Genomic DNA, 23,778 nt, shown 5'->3' on the forward strand with positions numbered 1-23,778 from the left:
CCAAGTCGGCCAGGTGGCAGATTTTCAACCCATGTGCGAAAGCAGAATCGACCTTAACTTGGGGGGCGAAAATTAGCACAACGTTTGCTACGCTTCTGCCGTCTCGGGTGCGCCTCAGGGGTGCGCACCCGAGACACTAACTCTGCCAACATGGCGATCGCGCTTCGCGCAGGTCACAGCCAGTCACGGCGCCGGAACATGAACCACAGTCCGCCCCCGAGGCCAATCAAAAGCGCTGCGCTGAGCCAGAACCCGAACTTGTCGCCATAGCCCGGGAACGGCACATTCTGACCGAAATACCCGGTCACGCCCGTAGGGATCGCGATGATCGCCGCCCATGCCGTGAGCTTCTTCATGATCTCGTTGAGCGAGTTCCCCTGCATCGACAAACTGGTGGCCAGGATCGCCTCGATGGCATCGCGCTGACCATCGATCCGCTCGGAGGCGTGGATCGCATGTTCGTACACGTCAAGCAGGTAGGAATTCATCTCCTGGGCCGCCGGATGGATCCCGCCGCGGCCGATAGTCGCCAGCACCTCCGAGGTGGGCAGGACGATCCGCGCCAGCGCAGCAACCGCCCGCCGGAGCGTGAAGGTGCCCAGCTGCACGGCGCGCCCCGGACCGGAACCCTCGAGCAGCTCGTCCTCGACCGACAGAATCCGCTCGTCGAGGTCGTCGAGGGCGTTGAGGAACCCGTTGACGAGCTGATCGAGCAGAGAGAACAGCAGGAACGGAACGCCGTGCACCGCGAGATCGGCGTTGCTGTCGTACTCGTCGATCACCTCATCGATCGGGAATCCCGGCGCCGACCGGATCGTCACTACCTCACGCTCGAACACCACGATGGCAATGTCGGTGGTGTCGAGCCGACGAGCGTCTTCGTCGAATGCCGCCGACCGAACATGCACGATCTTGTGCGCGGGCAGCCGCACGATCCGGGGGCGTCCGCGGCTGGACAGTGCGCTGTCGAGCGTGAACCGAGTCAGTGGATCGTCACCCCCGATCATCGGCGCCAGCTCTGCTAGCTGCGCTGGCGTCGGAGCCAGGAGATCCACCCAGATCACGGTCTCGGTGTCCCGGCGGAACTCCGCGAGCTCGGAGGGCCCGACGTCCTCGGCAACGAGCGCGCCGGCGCGATAGATCCGGTTGTGCATCATGCCCGCGCCACTGCGATCACGGCCGGACTCCTCGACCGCCACCGGTTTCTCCGCCACTGCACCACTCCTCGCGTCGACTGGCCCGCCCGCTGCCGAATCTCGATCCGGCACCTCGATCGTCACACGCTCTGGCTGATCTGGGTCGCTCCGCAGGTTCCGCGACCCGACCCACCGGGAGCCGGTGTGCCAGCGAGAAATCCGGCCATTAGACTCAGCGTCCACGCCCCTATAGCTCAGTTGGTAGAGCTACGGACTTTTAATCCGCAGGTCCCAGGTTCGAGCCCTGGTGGGGGCACCACACTTCAGTGTCCGAACGCTTTGCTCTGCGCTCGCACCAGCTCGATCAGGTCGCCGGCGACGACGTTCACGTCCCACAGATGCAGTCCCCAGTTCGCCATCGGCACGGCGGGTAGTGCCGATGCGGGCAGGCTGCCGCCACCTTCGACCATCAGCACACGCGCTCCGTTAGTCGTCGTGCACCGGCCCGAGTACGCATCTACCGGACGGCCACCGATCAGGCTGTGCAGCTGGGCCGACCGGTCGCTGCCCAGCGCGGCCGGATTGGTGCACAGCACCTCGTAGTCCGGTCCCGCCGGATAGCCCGGACGCAAGGGGGTTGCGGGTGACAGCCCGAAACGGGCGTCGGGCGGAGGCGTGACGCCGTACGCCGAATACCCGATCACGCAGCCAATCTGGCCCCACGACGTACAGGCCGGTGTCCGAGCAAAGTCGCCACCCACGACCTTGCCCTTCGGGACGAGAACGTTGCCGCCGATCAACAGCGCCGACACCAGGCGATCGTGGTCGGCGGTCGGCTCGATCCGCTCGCGGAGCAGGACCCGCAGCATGCCCGTTCCCTGCGAGTGACCGATCAGGACGACGCCGCGGCCGTTGTTGTGATGCGCCATGTAGTCGTCCCACGCGGCGAGCACGTCCGAGTAGCCGACCTGCTGCGAACGGGCCCGGTCCTGCGGTGACAGCGTGAAGATGCTCTTCAGCGTGGCTTGCCTATATATCGGCGCCCAGATATTGCAGACGCCGTCGAACGGACTCGCCTGCAGTCCGGCAATCCCGATCTGCTCACCGCCGACAGTCCGGTCGGCGACATCGCCAAGCTGCGCCGAGATCGTCGGATAGACATAGAAGCAGTCGACCGGCGCGCCGGTGCCGCCACCGCACGGATCCCCCGCGGCCCCCGGGCGGCACAGCCAGACCGTTTCGGGGGCGGGCTGGCCGGACGCAAGTGCCGGCAGTCCGAGTATCAAGGCCGCGAGGCAAGTCCCCACGAGAACGAGGCGCTTCAGCGCCGCTGCAATCATGCGCAGATGGTATCGACGCACGGTCACGATTCCCCGTGTTTCGCGTCGCTAGTTGCCGCCGTCTTCGTCCGCGACGATGCGCGCGAGTTTCTTGGGCGCGACAAGCGTGTAGGACGTCCGGATCCATTCCCGGAGTTGCTCCCACCGCGGTTCCGACACGCCGGGCGGAACACTCAGGCTCACCCATCCGTGGCGGCCGAGTCCGTATGCCGCAGGCGTGGCATCGGGATCGGTCGCGACAACGGCTTCCGCCTCCGGCTTGCCGAGCTTGACGGTCAACGAAGTCGCCTCTGCGTCAGCGAAAACGAAGTTTTTGCCGCGAACCCGGAAGGTCGGGTGGTCGCCCCATTCCTCGATGTCGACCCGCTGCGCTTCGGGCAGTTCGGCGGCGATCCGTTCCAGGCGAACCATGTTGTCGCTCACGTGCGAAATGGTCCCACGCCGATGTGTGAGCCCCACGCAACTCGGGCGTGGCCTTACAATTGTGATTTGTAACGCTCCGGGACAGCGAGCGATATTGACGCAGCGTCACGGATTGCCCAGAGTGATCGCGGCTTGTAGTAGCGATCAGTCGGCCGGAAACCTACGCTGGCGTAGGGTCGGGTGCGATGACGCACGGCCTGGAACGGAAACCTTAACGATCGAGGGGCTTATTAATGGTGCGAGATCTCACACAACTCGAGCTGCTCACTGAGCTGCAGCCGGTTGCGGAAGAGAACGTCAACCGGCACATCTCGATGGCGAAAGAATGGCACCCGCACGATTACGTGCCGTGGGACGAGGGCCGGAACTTCGCAGCGATGGGTGGCGACGACTGGGACATCGAGCAGTCCCAGCTGGGCGAGGTCGCCCGGGCCGCCATGATCACCAACCTGCTCACCGAGGACAACCTGCCCTCCTACCATCGCGAGATTGCGGAGAACTTCTCCCGCGACGGCGCATGGGGCACGTGGGTCGGCCGCTGGACCGCTGAGGAGAACCGCCACGGCATCGTGATGCGGGACTACCTCGTGGTCACCCGCGCCGTCGATCCCGTCGAGCTCGAGCGTGCCCGCATGGAGCACATGACCAACGGCTTCGCCACGCCCGCAATCGAGCATGCGAAGTTCCTGCATTCGGTCGCCTACGTGACCTTCCAGGAGTTGGCCACCCGCGTGAGCCACCGCAACACCGGCAAGGCTTGCGACGAGCCGATCGCCGACAAGATGCTGCAGCGCATCGCGGCCGACGAGAACCTGCACATGATCTTCTACCGCAACCTGTGCGGCGCCTCCCTCGATCTGGTCCCGGACCAGGCCCTCGAGGCGATCAATGTGATCGTGCAGAACTTCCAGATGCCGGGCGCCGGCATGCCGAACTTCCGGCGCAACGGCGTGCTGATGGCCAAGCACGGCATCTACGACCTGCGTCAGCACCTCGAAGAGGTCGTCTGGCCGGTTCTGCGCAAGTGGCAGATCTTCGAGCGCAACGACTTCACCCCGCGCGGCGAGGCGACCCGCGAAAGCCTCGGCAACTTCCTCGAGAAGCTCGAGGAGGACGTCGTGAAGTTCGAGGAGCAGCGTGACCGCATGCTCGCCCGCGAAGCCAAGAAGCGCGAGCAGCAGGCCTCCTAAAGTTCGTCACAAAGACCCCGCGCGACTCGTTCGCGCGGGGTCTTTTGCGTTCCCGGGTTGTGTGATGCGGGATGTGCGGGTTCGCCCACGTAAAATCGCTCCCGCTATGACTCTTCGCATCGGTTCGCTCGAACTCGCCAGCCCCGTCGTCCTCGCGCCGATGGCGGGTGTCACCAACGTCGCCTTCCGCACGTTGTGTCGCGAGCTCGAGGTCGCCCGCGCCGGCAGCGTCTCCGGGCTGTACGTGTGCGAGATGGTCACCGCCCGCGCCCTCGTCGAGCGGCAGCCCGCGACGTTGCACATGACGACGTTCGCGCCCGACGAGGCACCGCGCTCGTTGCAGCTCTACACGGTGGACCCGCAGACCACCTACGAAGCCGCGAAGATGATCGTCGACGACAACATGGCCGACCACATCGACATGAACTTCGGCTGCCCGGTCCCGAAGGTCACTCGCAAGGGTGGCGGCGCAGCTCTGCCGTACAAGCGCACATTGTTCGGGCAGATCGTCGCGGCAGCGGTGAAGGCGACCGAGGGCACCTCGATTCCTGTGACCGTGAAGTTCCGGGTCGGCATCGACGAAGAGCACCACACGCACCTCGACGCCGGCCGGATCGCTGCGGCCGAGGGGGCTGCCGCCGTCGCGCTCCACGCGCGTACCGCGGCGCAGCGGTACTCGGGCGAGGCCGATTGGTCGCAGATCTCACGGCTCAAGGAGCACGTGACCGATGTCCCAGTGCTCGGCAACGGTGACATCTTCAGCGCCGACGACGCGATGGCGATGATGCGCGAGACGGGCTGCGACGGTGTCGTGGTCGGCCGCGGCTGCCTCGGCCGCCCCTGGCTGTTCGCAGAGCTCGCTTCCGCGATGCGCGGCGAACCGGTGCCGACCCCGCCCAACCTTGGCGAGGTCACCCGCATTATCCGCCGCCACGCCGAGCTGCTCGCGGCTCACCACGGCGAGGACAAAGGCATGCGTGAGCTGCGCAAACACGTCGCCTGGTACCTGCGCGGCTTCCCGGCGGGCTCAGACCAACGCAGCGCGATGGCGCTGGTGTCCTCGCTCGCCGAACTCGATGAGCTGTTGTCCCGGTTCGATCCGGATGTACCCTTCCCGCCCGACGCCGAAGGTCCGCGCGGACGGCAGGGCTCACCGGCCAAGGTCGCACTGCCCGACGGGTGGCTCGACGATCCCGAGGACTGCCTGGTTCCCGCCGGTGCCGACCTCATGCATTCTGGAGGCTGAGCAGGGCGTTCTCCGATTGACGGCGATTCGAGATCGGAGCGCTGTGGTGAAATCGTTATCATTGCTCCGAACCTCCGGTCGTAACCGCGCGATCGAGGGGTAGCTAGGACGCGGAAACGGCGAGAGGCAAGGTTCCATCGGTGGGTGACGACAGGCAATCGCCCCCGCATGGGGATGACAGCCCCGCGCCCTGGGAGCGACATCTCTCCGAGAACTCAGGGCCTGAACACGACCGCCCCCGTCTGGGAGAGCGCCGCCGACCGGCCGGTACCCCGCGTTCCGACGCAGACCACGAGCCCGAGTCTCATCAAGAGCGCCCACGCCGCAAGCTGCTGCCGATCCGACGACGAAAACCGGATCCATCCACCGCCGATCGACTCTCGGTCGCCGATATCGTGGAGAAGGTCGCCGAGGAATCCGGCACGTTCGAAGCCGTCTCTGGCACCACTGCCCACCGCCGCGCGGATGCCCCGCCCCCGGCGCCGAATGTTCCGCGCGCCCCGTCGCCAGCCGACGCCGAGACGGAGCGGATTCCGAAGGCGCCGTTCGCGATGCCACGCTTCGTCGGAAGGCCGCGGGACCCCGAGGGGGATCAGCCGCAGCTGTCGCGTCTGACACTGAGCCGCGAGCGCCGTCGTCGTCGTTTCCGCGCCGCAGGCCGCGTAATGACAGCGATCATCGCGGTGATCGCACTCACCGGAACGGGTGTCGTCTGGGCCTACCTACGTTCCACCGACAGCGGGTTCGAACAGGTCTCCGCCCTCGACGAGGAGTCGGCGGACGTCCTGGACCCGATCGGTCAGACCGGTGACGAGACGTACCTCATCGTCGGCACCGATACGCGCGCGGGCCAGAACTCGTCGATCGGCGCAGGCTCCATCGACGATGCCGCGGGCGCGCGGTCCGACACCGTGATGCTGGTGAACATTCCGGCCGATCGCAGCCGGGTCGTCGCAGTCTCGTTCCCGCGTGACCTCGACGTCACTCGGCCGTCGTGCGAGGCATGGGACAACGACACCGCCACCTATACCGGCGAGATCTATCCCTCCGCCGACAACGACAAGCTCAACGCCACCTATGCGCTCGGCGGCCCCAAGTGCCTGGTGAAGGTCATCCAGAAGATTTCCGGACTGAAGATCGGCCACTTCGTCGGGATGGACTTCTCCGGGTTCGAGTCGATGGTCAACGAGATCGGCGGCGTGCAGGTGTGCACGTCCACCCCGCTGATCGACGATGAACTCGGCACCGTCCTGGCCAACCCCGGCAAGCAGAACATCAACGGCAAGACCGCGCTCGACTACGTGCGTGCCCGCAAGGTCGAGGCCGAGGGCAACGGCGACTACGGCCGGATCAAGCGCCAGCAGCGCTTCCTCGCGTCGCTGCTGCGCGGGGTGCTGTCGAACAAGGTGTTGCTCGACCCGGGCAAGCTGAACGGCTTCATCAACGCCTTCACCCGGGACACCTTCGTCGAGAAGGTCACCACCAAAGATCTCCTCACGCTCGGCAAATCGCTGCGCAATGTCGACGCCGGCGCGGTCACCTTCCTCACCGTGCCGACCTCCGGCACAACCGAGTGGGGCAACGAGATCCCACGCACCGACGACATTCATGCGATCTTCAACGCGATCATCGACGACAAGCCACTGCCGGGCGAGGAACGCGCGCCCGCGGTGAACTCGACGACATCGAGCACGAAGTCCACCCCGTCGTCGAGTGCCGCGCCGAAGCCGAAGCAGACCGCGGTCGAGCCGGAGTCGGTGACGCTGCAGGTCTCCAATGCCTCGGGCGTCTCGGGTGTCGCAGCCTCCGCGGCAAGCGACCTGGGTTCGTACGGCTTCCAGATCTACCAGGTCGGCAACTACTCGGCCGGCACCGCAACCGCCACCGAGGTGCACTTCTCGCCGGGCCACGAGCGCGAGGCCGCGACGGTCGCCTCGGCAATTCCGGGTGCGGTGATCGTGAAGGAAACCGGTCTCGGCAGCATCGTGGAGCTCGTCATCGGATCGGACTACGACGGCGCGACCATGGCGCCGACCTCCGCCGGACGCGAACTGTCCGAGGCGACGCTCACCCCGGCGACATCCACGGGCGAATCGTCGTCGACCTACGGATCGGCGCCGACGACGACGGAATTGCCCTCCGATCTGGATGTGACAAACGCCGCCGACGATAAGTGCGCTTAATCGGCCGAACCGACAGTCGCTTTAAGGCGACCGAACCGACAATAGGCATTCATTAGGTGTTCACCCACCTGCACTGAATGCCATGACGTCCGCCAGTAAGCTGTCGTATTATGCGCGTCGCTTATAACGAGAACATGAACCTGCTCGCGGAGACTCTCGGCCGAATGGCCGATATCGCGGGCGCGGCGATGGACAAAGCCACCCAGGCCCTTCTTCAGGCCGATCTGAATCTCGCCGAACAGGTGATTACCGATTACGACGAGATCACCGTCCTGACCCAGCAGGCAGAAGAGCGCGCGTTCGGCCTACTTGCCCTGCAGGCGCCCGTCGCGACCGACCTGCGGGCAATCGTCAGCGGTATTCAGATCGTCGCCGATGTGGACCGGATGGGCGCGCTCGCACTGCATATCGCGAACATCGCGCGACGCCGGCACCCGAACCATGTGCTGCCCGAAGAGGTCAACGGCTACTTCGCCGAGATGGGCCGGATCGCTGTCGCACTCGGCGAGGCGGCCAGGGAGGTCATCGAGACCCGCGATCCCGAGCGTGCCGCGCGCATCGCCGACGAGGACGAGGCGATGGATGACCTGCACCGGCACCTGTTCACCGTCCTGATGGACCGGGACTGGAGCCACGGCGTCGCGAGCGCGGTCGACATCACCCTGCTCGGTCGCTTCTACGAGCGCTTCGCCGACCACGCCGTCGAGGTCGGGCGCCGGGTCATCTTCCTCGCCACCGGACAATGGCCGACCGCGGATGAGGAAGAGCACGGCCTCACCTCGCGCTAATACTTCACACACAATCAGCCCAGGAAGCGCCCCGCGAAAACCGCGGGGCGCTTTCGTCTTTCGATTGCTTGGGCATCGGATGGCCGGGAACGCGAAACGGCCCCCGCCCTGCGTTCGCAGTACGGAGGCCGTCCTCGCCGAGTGGTCTGGGGCGTGCCCTACCCGAAGCGGCCGGAGATGTAATCCTCCGTGGCCTGCTTGTTCGGGTTCGAGAACATCTTCTCGGTGTCGTCGATCTCGATGAGCTTGCCCGGCTTGCCGGTCGCCTCGAGGTTGAAGAAGGCGGTCTGATCGCTCACGCGAGCGGCCTGCTGCATGTTGTGGGTGACGATGACGATCGTGTAGTCCTTTTTGAGTTCCTGCATGAGGTCCTCGATCGCCAGCGTCGAGATCGGGTCCAGCGCCGAGCACGGCTCGTCCATCAGCAGCACGTCCGGCGAAACCGCGATTGCCCGGGCGATGCAAAGACGCTGCTGCTGACCACCGGATAGGCCGCCGCCGGGCTTGTCGAGGCGGTCCTTGACCTCGGTCCACAAGTTCGCTCCGCGCAGCGAGCGCTCGGCGACCTCGTCGAGGCGGGCCTTGCCACGCACACCCTGCAGCTTCAAGCCGGCCACGACGTTGTCGCGAATCGACATGGTGGGGAACGGGTTCGGCCGCTGGAACACCATGCCGATGGTGCGGCGGACGCCGACCGGATCAATCTGCGGCGCGTAGATGTCCTCACCGTCGAGCAGGATCGCTCCATCGACGCGTGCCCCCGGGGTGACCTCGTGCATCCGGTTGAGCGAACGCAGCACGGTTGACTTACCGCAACCGGACGGGCCGATGAAGGCCGTAATGCTGCGCGGTGGCACGGACAGCCCGACGTCGGCGACGGCGTGAAAATCGCCGTAATAGATATTGACGTCCTTCAAATCGAGACGCTTTGCCATCAGTGCTCCAGAGAGATATCGAGGTTGGCGTAATTAGTGTTAATCATTTGCGCACCGTGGAGTAGTGCCCGATGACTTTCGCGACGATGTTGAGCACCGCCAACAACAGAATCAGCGTCAGTGCCGCGCCCCAAAGGCGATCCGATCCGGCCTGTGTCGGGTTGTTCATTTCCGCCACCATGACGCCCGGCAGCGTGCCCATCTCACCGGAGAACAAATTGGTGTTGATGAACGGCGCATACCCGACCAGGATCAGCAGCGGCGCGGTCTCGCCGAGCACGCGGGCGACCGCGAGCATGACGCCGGTGATGATGCCCGCCATCGCAGTCGGCAGCACGACCCGGGCGATCGTCTTCCACTTCGGGACACCGAGTGCGTAAGACGCCTCACGCAGATCCTGCGGCACGATCCGCAACATCTCCTCGGTGCTGCGCACCACCACCGGCACCATGAGCAGCACCAGCGCCAGCGACACCGCGAACGCGGACTTGGGGAAGCCGAAGGTCGCGATCCACAGGGCGTAGATGAACAGCGCCGCGACGATGGATGGGACGCCGGAAAGGATATCCACCATGAACGTGGTGATTCGCGCCATCAGGCCACCCCGGCCATATTCGACGAGGAAGATCGCGACGAATATGCCCAGCGGAACCGATATCACGGTGCACACAAGGCCTTGCAGGATCGTGCCGATCAGCGCGTGGTAGATGCCGCCGCCGGCGGCCGAGGCCGACAGCCCGCTGAACGAGTGCGTGAACCAGGTCCCGCTCAGCATCGTCGGCAAACCCTTGACGATGACGGTGCCGATCACCCAGAACAGCGGGATCAGCGCGATCCCGACCGAGATGGTGATCAGGCCGGTGGCCGTCCAGTCCGAGGTTCGGCGCCGGGTGCTGACGCCCTGGAAGGTCGCTTTCTTGATCGGGCGCTGTAGCTCGACGTCACTGACTGTCATCCGTCCGCCTTATTCGAAACGACGGCCCGCGCCGCGGCGTTGACCAGGAAGGTGAGCAGGAACAGCACCAGACCCGCAGCAATGTAGGCGCCGGCCTGGATGTCGTTGTTGAACTCTGCATAGCCGAGCGCGATCTTCGAGGCGATCGTCGAACCGCCGTCGAAGAGCGACCAACCGAACGGCTGCGAGGTGGTGCGCAGGATCATGTAGAGCGCCATTGTCTCGCCGAGCGCGCGACCGAGGCCGAGCATCGATCCGCTGATGTATCCGGAGCGGCCGAACGGCAGCACCGTTGTCTTCATGACTTCCCACTTGGTCGCGCCCAGTGCGAGTGCCGCCTCGATGTGCATCACCGGGGTCTGCGCGAACACCTCGCGGGAAACGGCGGTGATGATCGGCAGGATCATGACCGCGAGGACGATGCCGGCGGTGAAGATCGTGCCGCCGCCCTCTACCGAGCTCGACCCGTCTGCGAAGAAGGGGATCCACGACAGGTTCTCGTTGAGCCACACAGCGAACGGTGCGATCGCCGGCGCGAACACGAGGATGCCCCACAGGCCGTAGACGATCGAGGGCACCGCCGCGAGCAGGTCGATCGTGTACGACAACGGGCGGCGTACCCGCGGCGGTGCGTAGTGGCTGAGGTAGAGCGCGATGCCGAGCGACAGGGGCATCGCCAGCAGCAGCGCGAACGCCGACACGAACACGGTGACCTGGAACAGATCCAGCACACCGAAGGCCATGTCGTTGATGTCGGTGGTGTTCCACTCACGGCTGGTGAGGAAGTTCACGGTGTTCCGCTGCAGTGCGGGGATCGCACGCCAGACGAGGAACACGCCGATCGCGGCAATGATGGCGGTGATCAGCGCTGCCGATCCCGTCGCGAGCCCGTTGAAGATCCGGTCACCCGGCCGGACGACCGAGCCGGAGGTCTTGGTAGCGATCTTGACCTCCTTCGGGTCGCCGATGGGTGCGTCGGGCGCCCGGTGGGCGCCGCCTCCGTGCTTGTCGGAGGCGGCGCTCGAGGACACCGACGTTGGCGCGTCAGTCATGCGCTCACGGTTCCTGTCCTTGATAAATGGTATGGCGAGAATGCGGAACGAGCCGGGGAAGTTGCCTCACTCCGCACTCTCTTGTGACCTACTGCCCGATGGACGAAATGGAGGCGCTGACCGTCTCCTTGAACGAGTCCGGCAGCGGCACGTAACCGAGGTTTTCCAGATCCTGCTGACCCTCGTTCACGGCGCTGGTCAGGAACGACTGCACGGCCTGGGTGGTCGCCTCGTCGTAGCCCTTCGAGCAGACAATCTCGTAGGTGGCCAGGATCAGCGGGTAGGCGCCCGGTTCGGTGGTCGCGTAGGTGCTCTTCAGGTCCAGCGCGAGATCCTTGCTGCCCGGCGTCTTGAACGGAGTGTTCGCAATCGCCTTGCTGGCGCTCTCGGTGCTGACCTCGACCGCGCCGGAGCCGGTGTTGATCTGGGCCGAGTTCAGCTTGTTCTGGTCAGCGAACGACTTCTCGACGTAGGTGATCGAACCCGGGGTGGTGGCCACGCCCTGCGCAACACCGGCCGAGCCCTTGGCGCCCTGTCCGATGCCGCCCTTGAAGTCCGAGCCGGCACCGCCGGTCCATGCGCCGTTCGAGGCCGCGGTGAGGTACTGCTGGAAGTTGTCGGTGGTGCCCGAGGAATCCGAGCGGAAGAACACCACGATGTCCTTGTCCGGCAGGGTGGTGCCCTCGTTGAGCGCGGCGATGGCCGGGTCGTTCCACTTCTTGATGGTGCCGTTGAAGATCTTCGCGGCGGTGTCACCGTTGAGCACGAGGTTGTCGACACCGTCGATGTTGTAAGCCAGCGACACCGGGCCGAAGACCAGCGGCAGGTTCCAGGCGTCGTTACCGGCGCAGCGCTGCTTCGCCGCCGCGGCCTGCTCTTCCTTGATCGCCGAGTCGGAACCGGCGAAGTCGATCTGGCTCGCGATGAACTGGGTGCGGCCGTCACCCGAACCGCTCGGGTTGTAGGCGACGTTGACCGTCTTGCCCTTGTCGTTGCACACGGCGATGTACACGGAGGTGAACGCGTCCATCGCGTTCTTCTGCGCGGAGGAACCAGCGGCCGAGATCTTGTCCTTGCCTTCACACGTCGCCGTCGAGCCCGACGTGTCCGCCGACGACGATGCGCTGTTGTCGTCGCTGCCACAGCCTGCGAGTGCGATCGCACCGAGGGCGATCGCACCGATAAGGGCACTGCTGCGCTGGAGCTTCACCTATGTCCTCCGGAAATTCATTGCCCTGACCGCGGTTGCGGCCCATGAGCGCCATCTGCCTGCACACCCGGATCAGCGCCGAGCGGCGAGCGACGTCGTCGCCCACGCAAAACGTAGGGGTACTCGATGGACGAATATCCGCATAGCGGTGAACTTGGGGTGAACAAAGCTGACCGTAATGTCCGATCAGACTGTGGGCTCCCCCACAGTCCGTACAGTGCCGCTGTTCGGCTGTGCGGCGGCGTAGGCCACGTCCACCGCATAGCGGGTGAAACCGAGCCGGTGGTAGGTGTGCAGCGCCGCGGTGTTGTCGCCCTCTGTATAGAGCATCACCGTGTCGAGGCCGCGGATCCGCAGGTGATGCAGGCCAGCGAGAGTGAGCAGCCTGCCGAGCCCGCGGCCCTGCGCGGCCGGGTCGATGCCGACGACGTACACCTCGCCGATCGGTTCGGGCACGGTGCTGTCGGGTCGCTCCGCAGGCTCCGCTCCGGTGGTATGCACCTTGGTCCAGTGGAAACCCAGCATCGCGCCCGGTGTACCCGGTTCGGCTTCCACATCCTCGGCGATGAAGAGGCCCAACGGATCGAACCAGTGCTCGGCGCGCCGCTGTGCCACGTCGGCCTCGGTCCACGCGCCCTGTTCCGGGTGCCACGAGAAGGCAGCGCTGTTGACCCGCAACAGTTCGGCGTCGTCCTCGGGACCGGTGTAGGTGCGCAACCGCACGCCGTCGGGAATGACCAACTCGGGCAGTTCGCCCGCGGAGTCCGTGCGGCGCAGCTGAAGCAACTCGCGCACCGGTTCGAGACCCAGCTTCGCGGAAACTCGGCGAGCGGGCGCAAGGTCACCGTGTGCCCACACCCGCGTGCCGGGTCCTCCGGCCGCGAGCGCCGCGCCAACGAGTTCGGTACCGACGCCCTGCCCACGCAAGTCGGGATGCACAGCGGCCTCGGCCATCGCGGCGTGCTCGCCGTGTCCGGCGACCATGCTCGCGTAACCGGCGATACGGTCACCGGCGCGGTGAATGAGGTGGCGCGCGCCGGCCGAGCCGGCCAAACCAGCGGAACCGGACGATTCGGTGGTGAGCGACAGCCTCACTGCCTCCGAAACCGGAGCTACGCCATCGGCTTTCGTTGCCGTATCAATCAGAGAAGAGACCTGCGCGGCGTCATCGCCGGACAGCGCATCGAACCACTCCACCCTCAGCCGGCCGTCCCGTTGGCATGCGACAACTCGGCGCCGCCGTCGTCGATATCGGCTGCGGCGGCATCGTCGTGATCCTCGTCGCCGAAGTCCGGTGGGGCGTCGGGCTTGGAGCTCCGGCTCGGCCGCACGGCCTTGTATCCGACGTTGCGAACCGTGCCGATCAGCGACTCGTACTCCGAACCGAGCTTGGCGCGCAGTCGCCGCACGTGCACGTCGACTGTGCGGGTACCACCGAAGAAGTCGTAGCCCCACACCTCTTGCAGCAGTTGGGCGCGTGTGAACACCCGGCCGGCGTGCTGGGCGAGGTACTTCAGCAGCTCGAACTCCTTGTAGGTGAGGTCGAGCGGCTTGCCGCGCAGGCGCGCTGTATAGGTGCCTTCGTCGATCACCAGCTCACCGAGCGTGATCTTGCCGGTGTTCTCCGCGGTCGCGATTCCGCCGTTGCGCGCGACCAGCAGGCGCAGCCGGGCATCGAGCTCAGCGGGACCTGTGCCGGGCAGCAGGATGTCGTCGACGCCCCAGTCCGCGTTCACCGCCACCAGGCCGCCCTCGGTCAGCACTGCGACAACCGGCACCGCAGACCCCGTACTGCCAAGCAGGCGACACAAACCGCGCGCAGCGGCCAGGTCGGTACGGGCATCTACCAGGGCAATATCGGCGGAACCGGCTTCGAGCAGCGAGGAAACCTCGCTGGGCGCGGGGCGGACGGTATGTGCGAGCAGCGACAGGGAGGGCAGCACAGAATCCGGATTGGGATCCGAAGTAAGCAGGAGCAGCTCCACGGGCTCTCCCATCTCGCCGCGGACGGCGTGTCTATGGTCGCGAGGGCGCACCTCACGTCGTCGTTACCGTGCGGCGGCGGACAGGTAACACGTCCTTACGCCCACAGATTAGCGCGACGTGGCCCGATACACCCCGATCGGATGAGTGTCGCGAAGCATAGAACGGTAAGAATGGATGACGTGCGCAAACTCGTAATAGCCCTGCTGTGCCTCGTCGGCGTCGCGGTCGTCGTCGATTTCGGCGCGGCGGCGTACGCCGAGTACCGGGTGTCCCGGGCGCTGCGCGTGGGTGGAGACCTGTCCGCCGATCCCGCGGTGATCTTCCACGGCTTTCCCTTCCTTACCCAGGCAGCGCGCGGCGACTACGACGACGTCGAGATCCGCGCGCAGGGCCGACTCCCCGACGCGATCGGCGAGACGTTCGTCGAGGCCTCGCTGCAGGGTGTGACGATCCCGCCGGGCAGCCTCATCGACGGCGACGTTCGCGCCGTCCCCGTGCAGCGACTTTCCGGCCGGATGCGTATCGAGGCAACCGAACTCGGTCAGCTGCTCGGGATACCGGATCTGCAGATCTCTGCGCCGCCGGCGGACAAGTCGGACGGCACCGGCGGATCGGGCGGTTCGGGACGCACCACGAACGGCGCGATCGTCCTGACCGGCACGGTGCCGGTGGACGGGGTCGAAACCAAGATCAGCGTGCGCGCCGATCTGCTCATCGACGGCACTCAGGTGCGGCTCGTAGCGACCGACTATTACTACGGCCCCAACGGCGACCGAACCGATATGACGGGGTTGGAGGTCGTACGTCCCGCGATCCTGCAACAATTCAGCAGGATCCTGGACACCCGGCAGTTGCCGTTCGGCGTCGTGCCTACCAGGGTCGCTGCCGAGGGCTCGCAGATTGTGATCGAGGGCACCGGCCAGAACATCACCATCGATTTGGACCAGTTGCAGAAACCATGACCGAACTGATCATCCTGCTCATCGTGCTCGTTGCGGCGCTCGCCGTCGGGCTGTTCCTGCGCGCCCGCCACGGCAAGGTCCGCCAGGTGAGCCCGACCGGCGAAGCACACGAGCGGCGCGCCGAATTGCTGCGGAAGGTCGGCGTCGCGAGCAGCGGCCCGACCGTGCTCCACTTCTCGGCCGATTGGTGCGGGCCATGCGCGGCCGTGCGCCGAGTGGTCGACCGGGTGACCACAGACCTTTCGGACGCGCCTACCCCGCCGACTGATCTCGAGCTCGATATCGACGAGCACCCGGAGCTCGCCAAGGAGCTCGGTGTCCTGTCGCTGCCGACCACCTTCATCTTCGATGCGTCGCTCACCGAGCGGTTCCGCATCTCGGGGGTGCCGGTGGCCGCCGACCTGCGCTCCGCGCTGACGCCACTCAGCGTCTGACGCCGCCATCGCGACCGCATTTCCGGCCTTTACCTGCGGATATGAATCCAATAGTTATCTTCGCCGCGATATTGGGTAGACTGCCCGACGTGCAACCCCAGGAGCTAATGCTCACCCGACGCCGCACGGTTGACCTGTGCCGGCTCGGTGGTTGTTGTTGCCTCTGCCGCTGATCGCCCTGGCGGTCGTCTCGGATTTCACCAGCTGAATCCGGAGAACACGACTACGTCGGCGATTCGATACGCGTCCATTCGGACCATCCCGGCCCATCGCCAATCCGCGCAGGAGCACAACCGTGTCTGTCACCTCAACAAACACCGGCACCCGCCGAAACCCATCCGCCGTGACCGAACAGGTCGACGTGCGGGGGCCCCGGTTCGCTGCCTGGATCACCACCGCGATCCTCGTTGCGGCCCTGGTTGTCGCAACTTTCTCCACCGCCGCAGCCGTCGTCCTGCTCGCCATCCAGACCGTCGTGTTCGCCGTGAGCGCCACAGTCGGTCCGCGCCGCAGCCCGTACGGCCGCATCTTTTCCACCTTCGTGGCGCCGCGCCTGTCCCCGGTCACCGAACGCGAACCTGCAGCTCCGCTGCGCTTCGCGCAGTTGGTCGGGTTCATTTTCGGTGCCGCAGGCCTGGTCTCGTTCCTCGCCGGGGTTACCGTGCTCGGCCTGGTGTTCACCGGGTTCGCGCTGTTCGCCGCATTCCTGAATGCGGCGTTCGGCATCTGCCTCGGCTGCCAGATCTACCCGCTCGTCGCGCGGTTCCGGTCCCCGGCTCTATCGGCGTCAAGCTGAATATCTTCACAGCCGCGTCAAGCTGACAACTTCACACCAAAAGCAACGCTCCACCGCAGGAAAACACGAAAGGAACACCAATGGCTCGCTCCGACGTCCTGGTCTCCGCCGACTGGGCCGAGCAGAACCTGACCTCGGCGAAGACTGTCTTCGTCGAGGTCGATGAGGACACCTCGGCCTACGACGGCGGCCACATCGAGGGCGCCATCAAGCTGGACTGGAAGAAGGACCTGCAGGATCAGGTTCGTCGTGACTTCGTCAACCAGCAGCAGTTCTCCGATCTGCTGTCCTCGCGCGGTGTCGCGAATGACGACACGGTGGTTCTCTACGGTGGCAACAACAACTGGTTCGCCGCGTACGCGTACTGGTACTTCAAGCTCTACGGCCACGCCGACGTGAAGCTGCTCGACGGCGGCCGCAAGAAGTGGGAGCTCGACGGACGCCCGCTGTCCAAGGATGCGGTCAGCCGTGAGGCCACCTCGTACCAGGCCTCCGCGCCGGACCTGTCGATTCGCGCCTTCCGTGACGAGGCCGTCGACGCCATCGGCAACAAGAACCTCGTCGACGTGCGTTCGCCCGACGAGTTCAGCGGCAAGATCCTCGCCCCTGCCCACCTGCCGCAGGAGCAGAGCCAGCGTCCCGGTCACATCCCGGGCGCGATCAACGTGCCGTGGAGCAAGGCAGCCAACGAAGACGGCACCTTCAAGTCCGATGACGAGCTGGCGACCATCTACGCGGACGCCGGCCTGGACGGCAGCAAGGAAACCATCGCCTACTGCCGCATCGGCGAGCGTTCCTCGCACACGTGGTTCGTGCTGCAGGAACTGCTCGGCCACGAGAATGTCAAGAACTACGACGGCAGCTGGACCGAATACGGCTCGCTCGTCGGTGTACCGATCGAACTGGGTGAGTGAGCATCGCAGGGTAGCGCACGCCACGGCACGTTTTTCGCCGTGGCGGGCGGTGCCCGAGGAGCGGAGCGAACCCGACCCCGTTATAACCACAGGAGAGTAATAGATATGTGCGCAGCACCCACGCAGGGCCAGGCCATTCCGGCCGGCGTCGACGTCGAGAAGGAAACCGTCATCACCGGCCGCGTGCTGGCCAATGACGGACAGCCGGTGGGCGGCGCGTTCGTGCGCCTGCTCGACGGTTCGGGCGAGTTCACCGCCGAGGTTGTCGCCTCGGGCACCGGTGACTTCCGCTTCTTCGCCGCTCCGGGCGACTGGACCGTGCGTGCACTGTCCTCCTCGGGCAACGGCACCGCCGAGATCAGCCCGGACGCCAACGGCATCCACAATGTGGATGTCACCGTTGGAGTCTGACCTCACCGAGGTCTGATCTACGGCTGTCGGATCCGATAGCGACCGGCTGCGAGCGGGCGGCTACCGAAGCAATGTGCTTCCGGTAGCCGCCCGTTCGCCGTTTTCCGGTACGCGACTCAAGGGTCGGCGACTACCGGAACGGGCATGGCCTCGGGCGTGTTTGGCGCTCGGTTCTTCGACGAGTTCGCGAGATCGGCCAGCCAACTGACGAGATGGTCTGCGTCGCTGCCTGCCGAACCGACGTCGTACCAATACAGCACGTGCTGGGCGAACGCCACAAAGATGTACGGCTGCAACAACAATTCGAAGAAGTCGGCGTTGTCGGCGAGGAACCCCGCCCCCTCTGCGGCGAGCTTCTCGCGCACAATCGGCGCACCCTCCCCCGTGGCCCACGCGTAGAGCCGCGAGATCTGCTCGGGCGAGGCTCGCGGGTCGGGCGCATTCGGGTCGAGGATCTGCTCGGTGCGGTCGGCTTCTCGGCGCACGATGTCGAGCAGCGTCTCCTGCGACGAGAACCAGTCCGGCTCGCGCACAATGTGTTCCAGCGTGCGTCCGACGATCCCGGTCAGCACTGCGTCGGCATCGACGAAGGTTTGCAGCGGGTCGAGCACGGTGAAGTGGATTTGCCCGAGGACGCTCAGCAGCAGGTCCAGCACGGCAATCCGCTGCGGCGCGTCGCACGCGATATCCCACCGCCGGCAGGCCGAGACGATCTTGTCGGTGAGTTCGCCGTAGTCGGCGGGCTCGGACGACATGAATCCGCCACCGGGCGGCACCTGCCCGTCGTAGGACGGTGTCCCCACCGGTCGGTACGGATCCCCCACGAGCACCACGCCGAGGACGTCGTCGGGATCGACGGTCGCCTTCGCGCCGCGAGTGCCGATCTCGCGCGCGACCCGTTCCATCACCTCGCCGCCGACGCTGTAGCCGAGCAGCACGAACGAGGTGCGCGCCCCGCATTTGCGCTTCTGCTCGCCGAGCAATTCATGAGCCTTGGCGACGCCGCGTGCGGTCGACTCCTGATAGGTCGGCACCTCAGTGATGGAGAGTCCGTAGGTCGACGGATAGGGCACGTACAGCCAGCCGATCGTGCCGGGCTCGTCCTTGAACAGCCGGCCCGCGGGTTCGGTGATATTGCCCACCCAGTTCGACCAGGCGCGGCGTTGCACCTCTTCCATCGGGTCGCGATCGGCCTTCGAGTCGGTGGCGCCGGACGCGGCGACGATCATGACGTCGGGGCAGTCGTCCGCGTAGTTGAACGGGTGCGGCTTGGCCACTGCGGGAGCTGCGAAAATGAGGGCTACCAGCGCCGATGTCAGGGCAGACGCGAGCACGCGAGATGCCGCAGGGGACAAAGTTAACTCCTGGGTAACAAGGGAAAGTGGAAGGAGATTAACTTCTGACACGCTGGCGAGTCACTACGCCCGAGCGGAGTTGCGAGCAAGCGATAATGGCGCTCTCACGGCCGCCCTGCCCGCCCGTTCATCGTTGGCGGGACGCGGCTAGAATCTCGACCGTGGTCATCTTCTTCGAGGTTCTGCTCGCGATCGCGTCCGTCGCGATCCTGTGGTTCGCCCTCTACACCGTCTACCGCCTGGTCACTGACGAGTCGTGACCGAGGAGGCCTCCCCGAGTCCGCATAGCGACGCCACCGTCGGTATTTCCGGCGACCCCGTCGCGCATGCAGCTGTGCGCGCAGAGACCACGGGCGGTCGCAACCTTCCGGTTCTGCCGGATCTGCCGCTCCCCGAGGACACTGCGAACCTGCGGCTCGGGCCCGACCTGCATCCGGGGCTTCTCGCTCTGCTGCCGATGGTCGGCGTCTGGCGCGGCGAGGGCGAAGGCAACAATCCCGGCGCCGGCGATTACCGCTTCGGCCAGCAGATCGTCATCTCGCACGATGGCGGCAACTACCTGAACTGGGAAGCCCGCTCCTGGACCCTCGGCGAGGACGGCGACTACATCGGTCCCGACCTCCGCGAGAGCGGATATTGGCGCGTGGCCACCGACGCCGCCGGTGAGGAAGTCCTCGAACTGCTGCTGACCCACAGCTCCGGCGTGGTCGAGCTGTACTACGGCCGCGCACTCACCCAGGCCTCCTGGGAACTCGCCACCGACGTCGTGATCCGCAGCCAGTCGGCCGCGGTGGTCGGCGGCGCGAAGCGCCTCTACGGCATCGTCGAGGGCGGCGACCTGGCTTACGTCGAGGAGCGAGTAGTGGCCGACGGCCCGCTCGAACCCCGCCTGTCCGCGCGGCTGCAGCGCTACATCGGCTGAAGCACCCGCTCCCGAGTGCAAACCTTCTAAACGGGGCCAAAACCTCGCACCCAGGAACACATTTCGCACCCGTTTAGGCCTGTGGATGCACTGTTGGCGCGCCCCTGACTGTGGATAACCACCGGCTGGCGGCCGCTTTGAGGCGGTCCGCCGCTGCATTGTCGTCGCATGGACGTACCTGACGAATTCATGACCCGGCGATCCGCACTCGATCTCGGGCTCACCGATACCCGCATCCATGCCGCGACGCACTCCGGCGCACTCGTCCGAATCCGGCACGGAGCGCTGGCGGATCCCGCGAAGTGGGCGGCTCTCGATCGTGACGAGCAGCAGCGCCTCCGGGTGCGCGCCGCGGCCGCCCGAAGCATCGCCGAATGCGCAGTCAGCCATGACTCCGCCGCGACGCTTCTGCGGCTGCCACTGCTCGATCCGACCTGGCGAACCATCCATTTCACCGCGCTGGACGATCGCGACGGTCATCGCTCCAGGGTGCGCACCCGTCATCGCGGACCACTCGACGCCCGGGACCTTGCCGAGGTCGAGGGCGTCGTCGTCACCTCGTTGGCTCGGACAGCGCTCGATGTCGCCCGCGAAGGAAGCTTCGCCCAGGCGGTGTGCGCGATCGAATCCGCACTGCGGGCGGGTGTCGAGCGCGACGACTTGGAAGAGACGCTCGCGCGGATGGGCCGGCGCACCGGGAACGCGATGGCTCGGGGCGCACTGTCCTTTGCCGATCCCCGACCAGAGAGCGTCGGCGAATCGTGGTCCCGCGTGCTCATGCACGGCTGGCGGGATATCCCAACTCCACGACTGCAACGCGAGTTCCATACCCGGACAGGTGAATTCGTGGCACGTACGGACTTCGACTGGGATCGCAAGTTGGTTGGTGAGTTCGATGGCACGGTGAAATACCGCGAAGACGCGAGCGAAGTTGTCGTTGCCGAGAAGCGGCGTGAAGACTCCCTGCGCGCGCTCGGCGTGCACGTAGTTCGTTGGACTTGGTCCGACCTCGTGTCGCCGTGGCGGTTGCACGAGATCCTGCGTGCAGGATTCCGGATCGCTTCCGGGGTGCGAAATGTGTAAACGAGGGCGAAACTTCGCACCCACGAACGAGGTTTGCACCCGCGAAGCCAGCCCAAACCGGGGGCCTACGCAGCAAGCGACCCCCGAGCCTTCCGAATGCATCGCGGACGCGCCGTCGTTGATGCTTCGGTCCCGATCTGGACTCGACCGGGGGGCTCGGGGGCCGGGTAGCTGCCCTGGATTCGCCGGCCGCACACGCGCGGTAAGTGAATCCTTTCCGTCAGCGGGGGCGGCTAGCTGGCAGCCACCTCACGTGTCCGTATGTCATACAACTTCAGACCACCTCCTTCCTCGTGTAAGCCCGAAGCTACGCCCGACAAATGCAGTCGGCAACGGATTATTCGGTGAGGTGATCCCACAACGAACGAACCCCGCCCCGGAAGACCGGGACGGGGCTCGTTTCCAAGTGCCGGGACAGACTAGGCGCTACCGGTCGGAAGCAGGTCGGCGATGACGTCGGAGATGATGTCCGAGGGAGCGATGCCAAGATCCGACGAACTGAATCCGTTGTCGTCCGCGCTGCCGGTCACGGTCTCACCGGCATTCGGGTTGCGCACCGTGACGCACACACCGATCGGGTTCCACTTCTGCTCGCCCCACAGATCGGGGGTCATCGAGGCGCCGATGTCGTACACAGTTCCGGGGGTCGCGTTGTCCGCGATCTTGTAGGTCGTCTCGTAGCTGACAGTGTTCCCACCGCTGATCAGCCAACCGGCGCTGGATTGCGCCTTCACAGTACGGGCGTTGGTGTCGACCGCCGGCGTCGTGTTGACGTTGTTGACCTTCGCCGACACGAACGTGAAGCCGGCGGGGTAGTAGTCCGCCACCGCGCGCAGCAACGGCGGCACTCCCTCCGCCGACGAGACGGTCGTCTTGTATGTGACGGTTCCACCCGGAGCGACGTCCGCATCGCCGACGACCTCCTTCACCAAGCGGATGCCGACGATGCCCGCCGCGCCGTACTGAACCTTCGTCACCTGTGTGGCACACGGCTCCGCCGCAGCAACGCCGGCACCCGCACCGAGGCTGAAGACGGTTCCACCGGCAACGACAGCGGCGGCTGCCACAGACGCCGCAATGCGGCGGCTGACAGTTCGAGACATGAAGAATCTCCTTCATTGGGCCCGAGGGGTAGGTAGAACGCGTTCCAGTATCGATCCTGCGACTGGCCCAAATCGCCCGGCCCCAACTGAAACGCTCAAACTCCAGACATCCAAATGGACGAGCGTTCATAAAGCAAGACCGCCTGATAGCAGGTGTTCTAACCGAGGCCGTTGATGTAACACGGCCGCCCACGTGAACGATTGCCGCCCGAGTGAAACCTGTTCCAAGACAACCGTTTGCGCGCACCCCGGCCAATACCGTGGTCAGAGGTGGCGCGCGGCATGCAGGGACGCTCCGGGATCCATAACCTCATCGATCTCGGCCGGACCCTCGGCCACCGTCACAACGCGATCGAGGCGCGCATCACTCGGAAGCTGATATGTGACAAGCGCCACACTCTGCGACGGATCGACCAGTGATCCGTCGCGATCCAGGAGTTCCCGCAGAATCTGCGCGCCATCGTCAGCATCGAGGTTGTCGGTCGGCTCATCGAGCAGGAGCACGCGGGCAGGTGGGACGAGGGCGCGGGCATGTCGTGACGGACTAGTTGCTGCTGCCGTTCGTCAGTACGCCGCTCATGAGGAGGTCGGTGACGAAACCTGCAGGATCGCTGCTGATCGCCAAGTCCGACGAGCCGAGGCCCGCCGCGTCCGCGCTGCCGGTCAAGGACTCAACGACGGACTTGTTCCGCACCGTGACGCATACACCGATCGGGTCCCACTTCCGCTCGCCCCACAGACCTACGGGGGTCATCGAGGCACCGCTGTCGTACACGGTTCCGACTGGCGCGTCTTGTGGGACCTTGTACGTCGTAACGTAGGTGGCGGTGGTCGTACCGTCGATCCGCCATCCGACGACCGCTTTAACCGACGCCGAGTGGGCGGCGTCGGCGACTTCCGGCGTCGCCGCGCTGCCGTTGATGGTCGCCGACTCGAGGGTGAACCCAGCGGGGAAGTAGTCGGTCATCGCTCCCAGGAGCGGCGGCGTTCCGGTCGCCGAGGAGACAGTCGTCTTATAGGTGACGGTTCCACCCGGAGCAACCTCCGCAGCGCCGACGACCTCTTTCGTCAATCGGATGCCGACGGAACCCGAGGCGTTGTACTCAACCTTCGTCGCCTGTGTGCCACAGGCATCCGCTGCGGCACCGACGCCGGCCCCCGCGCCGAGACCGAAGACGGTTCCACCGGCGACGACTGCAACGGCTGCTGCGGTCGCCGCAATACGGCGACTGACGGTTCGAGACATGGATTACTCCTTCGATCTACCCGACGGGGGAGAGAGAACGTGTTTCAGTTCGGGAGCCCGGAGCCTAACAGGGACGTGGACATGCGTCCAGCATCGAAATGCAAGGTA

Annotated in this window: 24 protein-coding genes and 1 tRNA gene; 12 read left to right on the forward strand and 13 right to left on the reverse strand. The window is 65.6% G+C overall.

The window, feature by feature from the left end; all coding sequences use genetic code 11:
• Window positions 1–173: 173 nt before the first annotated feature.
• Window positions 174–1,214, reverse strand: a complete 1,041-nt coding sequence (locus A8G08_RS08525) for a magnesium transporter CorA family protein (RefSeq protein ID WP_245672736.1) — start codon at window positions 1,212–1,214, stop codon at window positions 174–176.
• Between the two features lie 165 nt (window positions 1,215–1,379).
• Between A8G08_RS08525 and A8G08_RS08530 the strand changes: the two genes are divergently transcribed.
• A tRNA-Lys gene (locus A8G08_RS08530) sits at window positions 1,380–1,455 on the forward strand.
• 4 nt (window positions 1,456–1,459) lie between these two features.
• On the opposite strand, the gene A8G08_RS08535 is transcribed toward A8G08_RS08530, so the two are convergent.
• The gene (locus A8G08_RS08535; protein ID WP_068272728.1) at window positions 1,460–2,476 is read right to left on the reverse strand and encodes a DUF3089 domain-containing protein; all 1,017 of its coding nucleotides are present in this window, start codon (window positions 2,474–2,476) and stop codon (window positions 1,460–1,462) included.
• Between the two features lie 48 nt (window positions 2,477–2,524).
• Window positions 2,525–2,899, reverse strand: coding sequence for an MmcQ/YjbR family DNA-binding protein (locus A8G08_RS08540; protein WP_068272732.1), 375 nt, complete (start codon window positions 2,897–2,899; stop codon window positions 2,525–2,527).
• Window positions 2,900–3,132: 233 nt separating this feature from the next.
• On the opposite strand from A8G08_RS08540, the gene A8G08_RS08545 reads away from it, so the two are divergent.
• The 4 genes from A8G08_RS08545 to phoU all read left to right on the forward strand — a co-directional run bounded on the left by A8G08_RS08545 (window position 3,133) and on the right by phoU (window position 8,306).
• Window positions 3,133–4,089 carry an acyl-ACP desaturase gene (locus tag A8G08_RS08545; protein WP_068272734.1) on the forward strand — a complete coding sequence of 319 codons (957 nt, stop codon included), beginning with the start codon at window positions 3,133–3,135 and terminating at the stop codon, window positions 4,087–4,089.
• A 106-nt stretch (window positions 4,090–4,195) separates the two neighbouring features.
• Window positions 4,196–5,335, forward strand: a complete 1,140-nt coding sequence (gene dusB, locus A8G08_RS08550) for a tRNA dihydrouridine synthase DusB (RefSeq protein ID WP_068272736.1) — start codon at window positions 4,196–4,198, stop codon at window positions 5,333–5,335.
• A gap of 140 nt (window positions 5,336–5,475) precedes the next feature.
• Window positions 5,476–7,518 carry an LCP family protein gene (locus A8G08_RS08555; protein WP_068272742.1) on the forward strand — a complete coding sequence of 681 codons (2,043 nt, stop codon included), beginning with the start codon at window positions 5,476–5,478 and terminating at the stop codon, window positions 7,516–7,518.
• A gap of 110 nt (window positions 7,519–7,628) precedes the next feature.
• Entirely contained in the window at window positions 7,629–8,306 is a 678-nt protein-coding gene (phoU, locus tag A8G08_RS08560; RefSeq protein WP_068272744.1) for a phosphate signaling complex protein PhoU, read from the forward strand.
• 158 nt (window positions 8,307–8,464) lie between these two features.
• Here the strand turns inward: phoU and pstB are convergent, their stop codons facing one another.
• The 6 genes from pstB to A8G08_RS08590 form a co-directional block, all read right to left on the reverse strand.
• Window positions 8,465–9,241, reverse strand: a complete 777-nt coding sequence (gene pstB, locus A8G08_RS08565) for a phosphate ABC transporter ATP-binding protein PstB (RefSeq protein WP_068272747.1) — start codon at window positions 9,239–9,241, stop codon at window positions 8,465–8,467.
• 43 nt (window positions 9,242–9,284) lie between these two features.
• The gene (gene pstA, locus A8G08_RS08570; protein WP_068272750.1) at window positions 9,285–10,196 is read right to left on the reverse strand and encodes a phosphate ABC transporter permease PstA; all 912 of its coding nucleotides are present in this window, start codon (window positions 10,194–10,196) and stop codon (window positions 9,285–9,287) included.
• Window positions 10,193–11,248 (reverse strand): phosphate ABC transporter permease subunit PstC, encoded by a 1,056-nt coding sequence (gene pstC, locus A8G08_RS08575; RefSeq protein WP_068272753.1) that lies wholly within the window; start codon window positions 11,246–11,248, stop codon window positions 10,193–10,195. Before pstC ends, pstA begins: the two co-directional genes overlap by 4 nt.
• Before the next feature lie 88 nt (window positions 11,249–11,336).
• Entirely contained in the window at window positions 11,337–12,458 is a 1,122-nt protein-coding gene (gene pstS / locus A8G08_RS08580; protein WP_068272756.1) for a phosphate ABC transporter substrate-binding protein PstS, read from the reverse strand.
• Between the two features lie 186 nt (window positions 12,459–12,644).
• Window positions 12,645–13,655: a mycothiol synthase gene (mshD, locus tag A8G08_RS08585; protein WP_068272759.1), complete on the reverse strand. Its 1,011-nt coding sequence runs from the start codon at window positions 13,653–13,655 to the stop codon at window positions 12,645–12,647.
• A 2-nt stretch (window positions 13,656–13,657) separates the two neighbouring features.
• Window positions 13,658–14,443 (reverse strand): winged helix-turn-helix transcriptional regulator, encoded by a 786-nt coding sequence (locus A8G08_RS08590; RefSeq protein ID WP_068272765.1) that lies wholly within the window; start codon window positions 14,441–14,443, stop codon window positions 13,658–13,660.
• A 180-nt stretch (window positions 14,444–14,623) separates the two neighbouring features.
• On the opposite strand from A8G08_RS08590, the gene A8G08_RS08595 reads away from it, so the two are divergent.
• The 5 genes from A8G08_RS08595 to A8G08_RS08615 all read left to right on the forward strand — a co-directional run bounded on the left by A8G08_RS08595 (window position 14,624) and on the right by A8G08_RS08615 (window position 17,961).
• Window positions 14,624–15,406 (forward strand): LmeA family phospholipid-binding protein, encoded by a 783-nt coding sequence (locus A8G08_RS08595; RefSeq protein ID WP_187344447.1) that lies wholly within the window; start codon window positions 14,624–14,626, stop codon window positions 15,404–15,406.
• Window positions 15,403–15,840 (forward strand): thioredoxin family protein, encoded by a 438-nt coding sequence (locus A8G08_RS08600; RefSeq protein WP_068272776.1) that lies wholly within the window; start codon window positions 15,403–15,405, stop codon window positions 15,838–15,840. Before A8G08_RS08595 ends, A8G08_RS08600 begins: the two co-directional genes overlap by 4 nt.
• Window positions 15,841–16,183: 343 nt before the next feature.
• Window positions 16,184–16,636 carry a DUF4395 domain-containing protein gene (locus tag A8G08_RS08605; protein ID WP_245672737.1) on the forward strand — a complete coding sequence of 151 codons (453 nt, stop codon included), beginning with the start codon at window positions 16,184–16,186 and terminating at the stop codon, window positions 16,634–16,636.
• Between the two features lie 80 nt (window positions 16,637–16,716).
• Entirely contained in the window at window positions 16,717–17,550 is an 834-nt protein-coding gene (locus A8G08_RS08610; RefSeq protein WP_068272787.1) for a sulfurtransferase, read from the forward strand.
• Between the two features lie 105 nt (window positions 17,551–17,655).
• Entirely contained in the window at window positions 17,656–17,961 is a 306-nt protein-coding gene (locus A8G08_RS08615; protein WP_068272791.1) for a DUF1416 domain-containing protein, read from the forward strand.
• A 116-nt stretch (window positions 17,962–18,077) separates the two neighbouring features.
• On the opposite strand, the gene A8G08_RS08620 is transcribed toward A8G08_RS08615, so the two are convergent.
• Window positions 18,078–19,295 (reverse strand): cutinase family protein, encoded by a 1,218-nt coding sequence (locus tag A8G08_RS08620; protein ID WP_245672738.1) that lies wholly within the window; start codon window positions 19,293–19,295, stop codon window positions 18,078–18,080.
• A gap of 277 nt (window positions 19,296–19,572) precedes the next feature.
• Here A8G08_RS08620 and A8G08_RS08625 point away from each other — a divergent pair, with 277 nt between their 5' ends.
• Window positions 19,573–20,238, forward strand: coding sequence for a heme-binding beta-barrel domain-containing protein (locus A8G08_RS08625; RefSeq protein WP_068272799.1), 666 nt, complete (start codon window positions 19,573–19,575; stop codon window positions 20,236–20,238).
• A 168-nt stretch (window positions 20,239–20,406) separates the two neighbouring features.
• Complete coding sequence (locus A8G08_RS08630) at window positions 20,407–21,321, forward strand: hypothetical protein (protein WP_068272802.1); 915 nt, start codon at window positions 20,407–20,409, stop codon at window positions 21,319–21,321.
• Between the two features lie 419 nt (window positions 21,322–21,740).
• Here the strand turns inward: A8G08_RS08630 and A8G08_RS08635 are convergent, their stop codons facing one another.
• From A8G08_RS08635 to A8G08_RS08645, 3 genes are all read right to left on the reverse strand, one after another.
• The gene (locus A8G08_RS08635; RefSeq protein WP_157108470.1) at window positions 21,741–22,424 is read right to left on the reverse strand and encodes a hypothetical protein; all 684 of its coding nucleotides are present in this window, start codon (window positions 22,422–22,424) and stop codon (window positions 21,741–21,743) included.
• Window positions 22,425–22,688: 264 nt separating this feature from the next.
• Complete coding sequence (locus A8G08_RS08640; RefSeq protein WP_068272807.1) at window positions 22,689–22,928, reverse strand: hypothetical protein; 240 nt, start codon at window positions 22,926–22,928, stop codon at window positions 22,689–22,691.
• A 40-nt stretch (window positions 22,929–22,968) separates the two neighbouring features.
• Window positions 22,969–23,670 carry a hypothetical protein gene (locus tag A8G08_RS08645; protein WP_068272814.1) on the reverse strand — a complete coding sequence of 234 codons (702 nt, stop codon included), beginning with the start codon at window positions 23,668–23,670 and terminating at the stop codon, window positions 22,969–22,971.
• Between the last annotated feature and the right edge of the window lie 108 nt (window positions 23,671–23,778).

Source organism: Aldersonia kunmingensis (genome assembly GCF_001646865.1).
Classification (GTDB): Bacteria; Actinomycetota; Actinomycetes; order Mycobacteriales; family Mycobacteriaceae; genus Aldersonia; species Aldersonia kunmingensis.

Coding starts and splice junctions, on each gene's coding strand:
- A8G08_RS08610 (WP_068272787.1), top strand. CDS start 16,717: ATGGCTCGCTCCGACGTCCTGGTCTCCGCCGACTGGGCCGAGCAGAAC.
- A8G08_RS08600 (WP_068272776.1), top strand. CDS start 15,403: ATGACCGAACTGATCATCCTGCTCATCGTGCTCGTTGCGGCGCTCGCC.
- dusB (WP_068272736.1), top strand. CDS start 4,196: ATGACTCTTCGCATCGGTTCGCTCGAACTCGCCAGCCCCGTCGTCCTC.
- pstC (WP_068272753.1), bottom strand. CDS start 11,248: ATGACTGACGCGCCAACGTCGGTGTCCTCGAGCGCCGCCTCCGACAAG.
- A8G08_RS08545 (WP_068272734.1), top strand. CDS start 3,133: ATGGTGCGAGATCTCACACAACTCGAGCTGCTCACTGAGCTGCAGCCG.
- phoU (WP_068272744.1), top strand. CDS start 7,629: ATGCGCGTCGCTTATAACGAGAACATGAACCTGCTCGCGGAGACTCTC.
- A8G08_RS08535 (WP_068272728.1), bottom strand. CDS start 2,476: ATGATTGCAGCGGCGCTGAAGCGCCTCGTTCTCGTGGGGACTTGCCTC.
- A8G08_RS08635 (WP_157108470.1), bottom strand. CDS start 22,424: ATGTCTCGAACTGTCAGCCGCCGCATTGCGGCGTCTGTGGCAGCCGCC.
- A8G08_RS08615 (WP_068272791.1), top strand. CDS start 17,656: ATGTGCGCAGCACCCACGCAGGGCCAGGCCATTCCGGCCGGCGTCGAC.
- A8G08_RS08630 (WP_068272802.1), top strand. CDS start 20,407: ATGGACGTACCTGACGAATTCATGACCCGGCGATCCGCACTCGATCTC.
- pstB (WP_068272747.1), bottom strand. CDS start 9,241: ATGGCAAAGCGTCTCGATTTGAAGGACGTCAATATCTATTACGGCGAT.
- pstA (WP_068272750.1), bottom strand. CDS start 10,196: ATGACAGTCAGTGACGTCGAGCTACAGCGCCCGATCAAGAAAGCGACC.
- A8G08_RS08645 (WP_068272814.1), bottom strand. CDS start 23,670: ATGTCTCGAACCGTCAGTCGCCGTATTGCGGCGACCGCAGCAGCCGTT.